The 6830-nt window shown below is 68.6% G+C and carries 8 protein-coding genes; 7 read left to right on the forward strand and 1 reads right to left on the reverse strand.

Features of this window, described 5'->3' with window-relative positions:
- Nucleotides 1-82: 82 nt before the first annotated feature.
- The 4 genes from UK23_RS35895 to UK23_RS35910 all read left to right on the forward strand — a co-directional run bounded on the left by UK23_RS35895 (nucleotide 83) and on the right by UK23_RS35910 (nucleotide 3237).
- Nucleotides 83-880 carry an MBL fold metallo-hydrolase gene (locus UK23_RS35895; protein ID WP_045316198.1) on the forward strand — a complete coding sequence of 266 codons (798 nt, stop codon included), beginning with the start codon at nucleotides 83-85 and terminating at the stop codon, nucleotides 878-880.
- A 21-nt stretch (nucleotides 881-901) separates the two neighbouring features.
- Nucleotides 902-1753, forward strand: a complete 852-nt coding sequence (locus UK23_RS53150; RefSeq protein ID WP_045316199.1) for an NAD(+)/NADH kinase — start codon at nucleotides 902-904, stop codon at nucleotides 1751-1753.
- Nucleotides 1750-2223 carry a GNAT family N-acetyltransferase gene (locus tag UK23_RS53155; RefSeq protein ID WP_045316200.1) on the forward strand — a complete coding sequence of 158 codons (474 nt, stop codon included), beginning with the start codon at nucleotides 1750-1752 and terminating at the stop codon, nucleotides 2221-2223. The genes UK23_RS53150 and UK23_RS53155 overlap by 4 nt, the downstream gene beginning before the upstream one ends.
- A 66-nt stretch (nucleotides 2224-2289) precedes the next feature.
- Nucleotides 2290-3237 carry an alpha/beta fold hydrolase gene (locus tag UK23_RS35910; protein WP_231114833.1) on the forward strand — a complete coding sequence of 316 codons (948 nt, stop codon included), beginning with the start codon at nucleotides 2290-2292 and terminating at the stop codon, nucleotides 3235-3237.
- Here UK23_RS35910 and UK23_RS35915 read toward each other — a convergent pair.
- Nucleotides 3218-4531, reverse strand: coding sequence for an MFS transporter (locus UK23_RS35915; RefSeq protein ID WP_082115254.1), 1314 nt, complete (start codon nucleotides 4529-4531; stop codon nucleotides 3218-3220). The genes UK23_RS35910 and UK23_RS35915 overlap by 20 nt on opposite strands.
- 151 nt (nucleotides 4532-4682) lie before the next feature.
- On the opposite strand from UK23_RS35915, the gene UK23_RS35920 reads away from it, so the two are divergent.
- Genes UK23_RS35920 through UK23_RS35930 form a run of 3 tightly spaced genes read left to right on the forward strand, consistent with a single transcriptional unit; the run spans nucleotide 4683 to nucleotide 6759 of the window.
- Nucleotides 4683-5885: a cytochrome P450 gene (locus tag UK23_RS35920; protein ID WP_045316203.1), complete on the forward strand. Its 1203-nt coding sequence runs from the start codon at nucleotides 4683-4685 to the stop codon at nucleotides 5883-5885.
- A gap of 5 nt (nucleotides 5886-5890) precedes the next feature.
- Nucleotides 5891-6568, forward strand: coding sequence for a TetR/AcrR family transcriptional regulator (locus tag UK23_RS35925; RefSeq protein ID WP_045316204.1), 678 nt, complete (start codon nucleotides 5891-5893; stop codon nucleotides 6566-6568).
- Complete coding sequence (locus UK23_RS35930; protein WP_045316205.1) at nucleotides 6565-6759, forward strand: ferredoxin; 195 nt, start codon at nucleotides 6565-6567, stop codon at nucleotides 6757-6759. Before UK23_RS35925 ends, UK23_RS35930 begins: the two co-directional genes overlap by 4 nt.
- Nucleotides 6760-6830 lie beyond the last annotated feature (71 nt).

Below are 6830 nucleotides of genomic sequence, written 5' to 3' on the forward strand. Positions count from 1 at the left end.
ACGGCCGGTTCGCCACCCTCCACATCAGCCGTTCGGCCGAGGGCTTGACTTGAATCGCGGTTCAAGTTGCACGGTTGGTGACATGAAGATCCATCACCTGAACTGCGGTTCCGTCCGCGAGATCGACCCCACCTACGAAGGTCTGCCCAGCACGCCCGCCGTGAACCACTGCCTGCTCGTCGAAACGCCTCGACACGGCCTCGTCCTCGTCGAAACAGGACTCGGCCTCGACGACGTCCGCGACCCGTCCGGCACCCTCGGAGCCGAGTGGGTCGAGATGGCCCAGCCCGCGCTGGCCGAGGGCGAAACCGCGTTGCGCCAGGTAGAACGTCTCGGCTTCACGGCGTCCGACGTCCGGCACGTCCTGCTCACGCACCTGGACGTCGACCACTGCGGCGGCCTGCCGGACTTCCCGCACGCCACGGTGCACTTGCTGGATGCCGAACTCCGGGCCGCTCTCACCGAGGCCCCGAGCCGCCGCTACCGCCCGGCCCATTGGGCGCACGGTCCACAGTGGCGCACCTACGAGTCCACAGGCGACCAGTGGTTCGGCTTCTCGTCGATCCAGCCCGCCGGTCTCCCCGAGGAGTTCAAGCTCGTCCCGATGGGCGGGCACACCGAAGGGCACACCGGCATCGCGGTGCACGACGGATCGCGGTGGCTGCTGCACTGCGGCGACGCGTACTACTACCACCGCGAACTGGACGCCGACCCCGAACCGCACCCGTTGCTCGACATCGTGCAGACCGGTTCGGAGGTCGACCACGGTCTTCGCGTCGACACTCAAGCCCGGCTGCGGATCCTGGCCCGCGACCACTCCGGCGAGGTCACCCTCTTCAGCGCACACGACCCGTGGGAATTCGGCAGACTGGCGTCGTGACCCCATTGAGGAAGTGCTGACGTGCACGCCGCCGGCCTGGTGCTGCACCCGCAACGCGACTCCGCCGACGCCGTCGCCGCCGTGCTCGGCTGGGCGACCAACCGCGGCGTCGAGATCCTCGGCATCTCCGACGAGATCCAGCGACTCCAATGCGCGGCCACCCCGGTCTCCGCGGAGGAACTGGGCCGCCGCGCCGACCTGGTCGTGAGCCTCGGCGGCGATGGCACGATGCTGCGCGCCATGCGCCTGGCCGACGGCGAGCGCGCGCCGGTTCTGGGCGTCAACCTGGGCAAACTCGGCTTCCTGGCCGAGGTGGACGTGCCCGATCTCCCCGCTGCCCTGTCCGCGATCGACGCCCACGCGTTCACCGTCGAACCGCGCCTGGCCGTCGACGCGGAGTTCAACGGCGGCAAGGTGACGGCGTTCAACGACATCGCCGTGGTCCGCGTGCCGGGCGACGGCAGCGCGCGGGTGGCGGTGCGGGTGGCCGGTCAGCCGTTCGTCAGCTACGCGGCGGACGCGGTCATCGTGGCGACGCCGACCGGTTCGACGGCGTACAGCTTCTCCGCGGGCGGGCCGATCACCAGCCCGTCCGTCGAAGCGCTTCTCGTCACCCCGGCCGCACCGCACTCCGCGTACAGCCGCGGAGTGGTGCTGTCGGTGAACGACGAGGTGGAGCTCGATCTGCTGCCGTCGAGTGGTCGCCTGGCCGTCGAGGTGGACGGCATGGTCGCGGGTTATGTCGAACCGGGCGAACGCGTGTACCTGAAAGGGCGCCCCGCCGCTGCGCGTGTGGTCCGGCTCGGGATGACGACGTTCTACCAGCGGGCCCGGCGCAAGCTGCAGCTCACGGACTCGGCGGAGCTCACGTGAGACTTCGCGAGTGGACCGTCGAGGACGCGGCCTGGTACGCCGAAGCCACCAGGGACCCGGAAGTCCAGCGCTACACCGCCGATCCGCCCACGCTCACGGAGGAACAGGTCGCGGCCGCGATCGAGACACGACGAGATCACCCGTCCGCCAAGTCCTTCTGCATCGAGGACGAGGGCGAACGCTGCGGCAACGTGGCCGTCGACGTCGAGGACGGCATCGGTCACGTGTCCTATCTGGTCGCAGCGCCGGCCCGCGGGAAAGGCTTGGCCACCAAGGCACTCAGCGAGTTCGTGGCCTGGATCTTCGCGAACCGCGAGGTGACCGAGGTCAGGCTGTGGGCGCACCGCGACAACACCGGTTCGCGCAAGGTCGCCGAGCGCGCGGGATTCGTCCGGGATCCCGATCGTGACGCCGACCGCGAGATCAAAGGATCGATCTGGCCAACTGTTGCCTACCGACTCTCTGGATGAACTGACCATCTCGACCTAGGCTGCACCGGCGCTCGGCGAGCGCCGGGCTGAATGGGGGCACCGAGAATGTCGGAGTTGAACAGACGCAGCATGTTCGCGTTAACAGCGGGCATTGCCGCGATGAGTGCGGCGGACACCGGGGTCGCGTCCGCCGACAACAACAACCACGAGGCAGATCTGCCGGGTTTCAAGCACAACTACGCCCAGGTCAACGGCGTGCGCCTGCACTACGTGACGGGTGGGCGCGGTGAGCCTCTCGTGCTGCTACCGGGGTGGCCGCAGACCTGGTGGGAGTACAGCAAGATCATGCCCGCGCTGGCCACGAAGTTCCGCGTGATCGTGGTCGACCTGCGTGGCATGGGCGGGTCATCGAAGCCCGAGGGCGGCTACGACAAGAAGACGATGGCAACGGACATCCACGAACTGGTCCGCAAGCTCGGCTACGAGAACGTCAACATCGCCGGGCACGACATCGGCAGCCAGGTCGCGTTCAGCTTCGCGGCCAACTTCCCTCAAGCCACGCGCAAAGTTGCGCTGCTGGACGTGTTGCACCCTGACGAGCACTACTACGAGATGCCATTGCTGCCACGGCCCGGCGGCTTCAGCCTGTGGTGGTTCGCGTTCAACCAGGTGCAGACGCTGCCGGAGCAGTTGCTCGCCGGCAGGTTCCGGTTCCTGCTGGACTGGCTGTTCGCCAACACCGCGTTCAACCCGGCCGCGATCGACGAGCGCTCGCGGCAGATCTACGCGCGGGCGTACAACTCGCCGGACGCGATCCGGGCCGGCAACGGGTGGTACAAGGCGTTCCACCAGGACATCGCGGACGGCAGGACGTACGCGAAGCTGACGCCGCCGGTGCTGGGGCTCGCGTCCGTGTTGTCGCACGACCAGATGGCCGCGGCGCTGCCGGACCTCGCGACGACCTTCAAGACGGTGGCGATCAACGCCGGGCACTGGCTCTCCGAGGAAGCACCCGACGACGTCGCCCGTGAGCTCACGGCATTTTTCGGCTGACCCGAGGGATGAACGTCGCGACCACGCACGCGAGCAGCGCGGTCGCGGCGCCCAGGCCCATGATCAGTTTGAAGCTGAACGGGATCGTCACCTGGGTGAGCACGACACCCGCCACGGCGCTGGAGGTCGACGTGCCGATCGCGCGCGCCAAAGTGTTGAGGCTGTTGGCGGCAGCGGTTTCCGACGTCGGCACGGACGACATGATCAAGGCGGGCATCGAGCCATAGGCCAGGCCGATGCCCGCGCCGATCACGGCCGACACGACGACCAAATGCCACACGGCGGTCATCATGAAAATGCCTGCGCCGTAACCCACTGCGACCACGACGGTGCCCAGCATCAACGTGACGCGCGGCCCGCGTGCCGTGGTGATCTTCGCGGACACCGGCGCCGTCGCCATCATGACCAGACCGGACGGCACCAGCACGAGTCCCGTGACGAGCAGCGACTGCCCGAGGCCGTGCCCGGTGGCCGTCGGCAGCTGGAGGATCTGCGGCAACACCAACGACTGCGCGAACATCGAGAACGCGAACACCGCGGACGCGATGTTGGGCAGCAGCACCTGACGACGTGCCGTGGTGCGCAGATCGACGAGCGGCTGAGCCGTCCGCAGCTCCCACCAGCCCCACACCGCCAGCACCACTGCCGCCGCGACGAACAGTCCGGTGGTAGCGCTGACACTCCACGTCGACGCCTTGGACACGCCCAGCAGCAGGCAGATGAGAGCGATCGACAACCCGGCGGCACCGAGGAGGTCGAAGCGGCCACCACTGCGGACCGGCGACTCCGGAACCACTGACAGCACGGCGATGAGCACGATCACACCCGCTGCCGCCGAGGTCCAGAACAGGTTGTGCCAGTCGCTCTGCTCGGCCAGGAACGCCGCAGCGGGCAGACCCAAAGCACCGCCGACACCGAGCGACGCGCTCATCAGCGCGGTGGCCGAGGCCAGGCGCTCGGCGGGCAGCTCGTCGCGCATGATGCTGATGCCGAGCGGGATCACGCCGACGGCCAGGCCCTGGATGGCGCGGCCGACGATCATCGGCAGCAACGAGTAGCTGAGCGCGGCGACCACCGAGCCCAGGATCAGCATGATCAGGCTCACCAGCAGCATGCGGCGTTTGCCGTACATGTCCCCGAGCCGGCCGACGACGGGCGTCGCGACCGCGCTGGCCAGCAGCGTCGAGGTGATCACCCACGTCGTGTCGCCGGGTGACGAGCCCAGGAGCTGCGGAAACCTCGGCAGGAGCGGGATCACCAGCGTCTGCATCAGCGACACGACGATGCCGCCCATCGCCAGCACCGCCACGACCAGGTTCGGGCGCGTCACCGGACGCGTTTCTTCGAGGAGCACGTCGCCAGTCTAAGTCAGTCACTTGACTTAAACCATCGGGGTGGGCATGTTGGAAACAAGCCAGCCCCTACCACCGAGGAAGTGTCCCTCGATGTCCGAAGTAGACGAACTGCCGCGTTTTCCCTTCGAGTCCGACGCAGCGCTCGAACCACCAGCCGAGTGGGCTGAGCTGCGGTCCCAATGCCCGGTGGCCCACGTGCAACTCGCCAGTGGCGACGAGGCCGCGCTGCTCACCCGGCACGCGGACGTCAAACAGATCCTGTCCGACCCGCGCTTCACCCGGCCCACTCCTGGCGACGACGCCGCGCGCATCGCCGACAGCGAGGACGGCGGCATCTTCAACAGCGAGATGGCCGAGGTGATCCCGCAGCACGGCGAGGCGCACCTGACGTGGCGCCGCGGCATCGGCAAGTGGTTCACGGCCAAGCGGATGAACGCGTTGCGGCCCGGAATCGCTTCGATGGCCGAGCAGTTGATCGACGAGATGGTGCTCAAGGGTGCGCCGGCGGATCTGAAGGCCTCGCTCGGTTTTCCGCTGCCCGTGTGGGTCATCTGCGACATGCTCGGCGTGCCCGAGCACGACCGCGACCAGTTCTCGCACTGGTCCGACACGATGCTGAGCATGACCCGCAACAGCTCGGCCGAGATGAAGACGGCCGAGCAGGAGTTCGGGCGGTACATGGGCGCGCACATCGCGTCGAAGCGTTTGAACCCCGGCGAGGACCTGCTCAGCGCGTTGGTCACGGACCCGGAGCCGATGTCCGACCGGACCCTGGTCGCCACCGGCATCGGGCTGCTGATCGCGGGCCACGAGACGACCGCGAACATGATCACGAAGATGGTGGCGATGCTGCTGTCGGACCGCAGCCGCTGGGAGTCGCTGCTCGCCGACCCGTCGCTGGTGCGCACGGCGGTGGAGGAAGCGCTTCGACTGGACGCCAACGCGGGTGTCGGCATGGCGCGCTACCTGACCGAGGAGGTCGAGATCAGCGGGGTCGTCCTGCCGCCAGGCACCACCGCGATGTGCAGCATGGCCGCGGCCAACCGCGACGAGGAGGCGTTCGCCGACGCGTCCTCGATGGACCTGCGCCGCAGCCCCAACCAACACCTGGCGTTCGGCGCCGGAGCCCACGCCTGCCTCGGCCAGCCGCTGGCCCGCACCGAGCTGCAGGTCGTGCTCGAGGTGCTGCTCAGGAAGCTCCCGTCGCTGGAACTGGCGGTTCCGGTGCAAGATCTACGCCGAGTCGAAGGGCTCGTCGTGGGCGGGCTCGTGGAACTACCGGTGCGATGGTGAGCTGAATGAACAAGGTCGACGACACCCCGTCACGGGCGGAGCGGGCGCACGCCACCCGTGAGCTGATCCTGACCGCGGCCGAGCGCCTGTTCGCCGAGCACGGGGTGTTGGCCGTCTCGAACCGGCAGGTCAGCGAGGCCGCCGGGCAGGGCAACAACACGGCCGTCGGCTACCACTTCGGCACCAAGGCCGACCTCGTGCGGGCGATCGCGCGCAGGCACCTGGCGCAGATCGAGGAGATCCGCCAGGGCATGGTCGCATCGGTGGAGGATCCCGCCGACGTCCGGACCTGGCTGTCGTGCCTGGTCCGGCCGGTCACCGAGCACCTCGCGACGGTCGGCAGCCCGACCTGGTTCGCCCGCTTCGGCGCCCAGGTCATGACCGACCCGACACTGCGGCCGATCATCATCGAGGAGACGCAGTCGTCGCCGTCGCTCATGCGGATCCTGGCGGGTATGAACGCGTGCCTGCCGGACCTCCCCGACGACGTGCGCGCCGAACGGCACGACATGGCACGGCAGCTGCTCGTGCACATGATCGCCGAACGCGAGCGCGCCCTCGCCGACCACACCCCGACGCCACGCGCCAGCTGGCACGACACCGCGACCGGACTGGTCGACGCGCTCGTCGGCCTCTTGCTGGCGCCGGTCACCAACGACTCCCAGAAGGACTTCCGAACGTGAAGATCACCGTGGACCAGGACAAGTGCTGCGGCGCCGGAACGTGCGTGCTGCTCGCCCCTGACGTGTTCGACCAGCGCGACGAGGACGGCATCGTCGTGTTGCTGGACGCCGAACCGCCGGCCGCGTTGCACTCGCTCGTCGAGGAGGCCGCCAGCGTCTGCCCGGCCGCAGCCATCGCGGTGAGCTCGTGAGCACGCTGATCGTCGGCGCTTCGGCCGCCGGTCTCGCTTGTGCCGAGGCGTTGCGCCGCAAGGGCCACACC

Source organism: Lentzea aerocolonigenes (assembly GCF_000955955.1).
GTDB classification, from domain to species: domain Bacteria; phylum Actinomycetota; class Actinomycetes; order Mycobacteriales; family Pseudonocardiaceae; genus Lentzea; species Lentzea aerocolonigenes_A.

Coding starts and splice junctions, on each gene's coding strand:
- UK23_RS35895 (WP_045316198.1), top strand. CDS start 83: ATGAAGATCCATCACCTGAACTGCGGTTCCGTCCGCGAGATCGACCCC.
- UK23_RS35910 (WP_231114833.1), top strand. CDS start 2,290: ATGTCGGAGTTGAACAGACGCAGCATGTTCGCGTTAACAGCGGGCATT.
- UK23_RS35915 (WP_082115254.1), bottom strand. CDS start 4,531: ATGGGCGGCATCGTCGTGTCGCTGATGCAGACGCTGGTGATCCCGCTC.
- UK23_RS35920 (WP_045316203.1), top strand. CDS start 4,683: ATGTCCGAAGTAGACGAACTGCCGCGTTTTCCCTTCGAGTCCGACGCA.
- UK23_RS35925 (WP_045316204.1), top strand. CDS start 5,891: ATGAACAAGGTCGACGACACCCCGTCACGGGCGGAGCGGGCGCACGCC.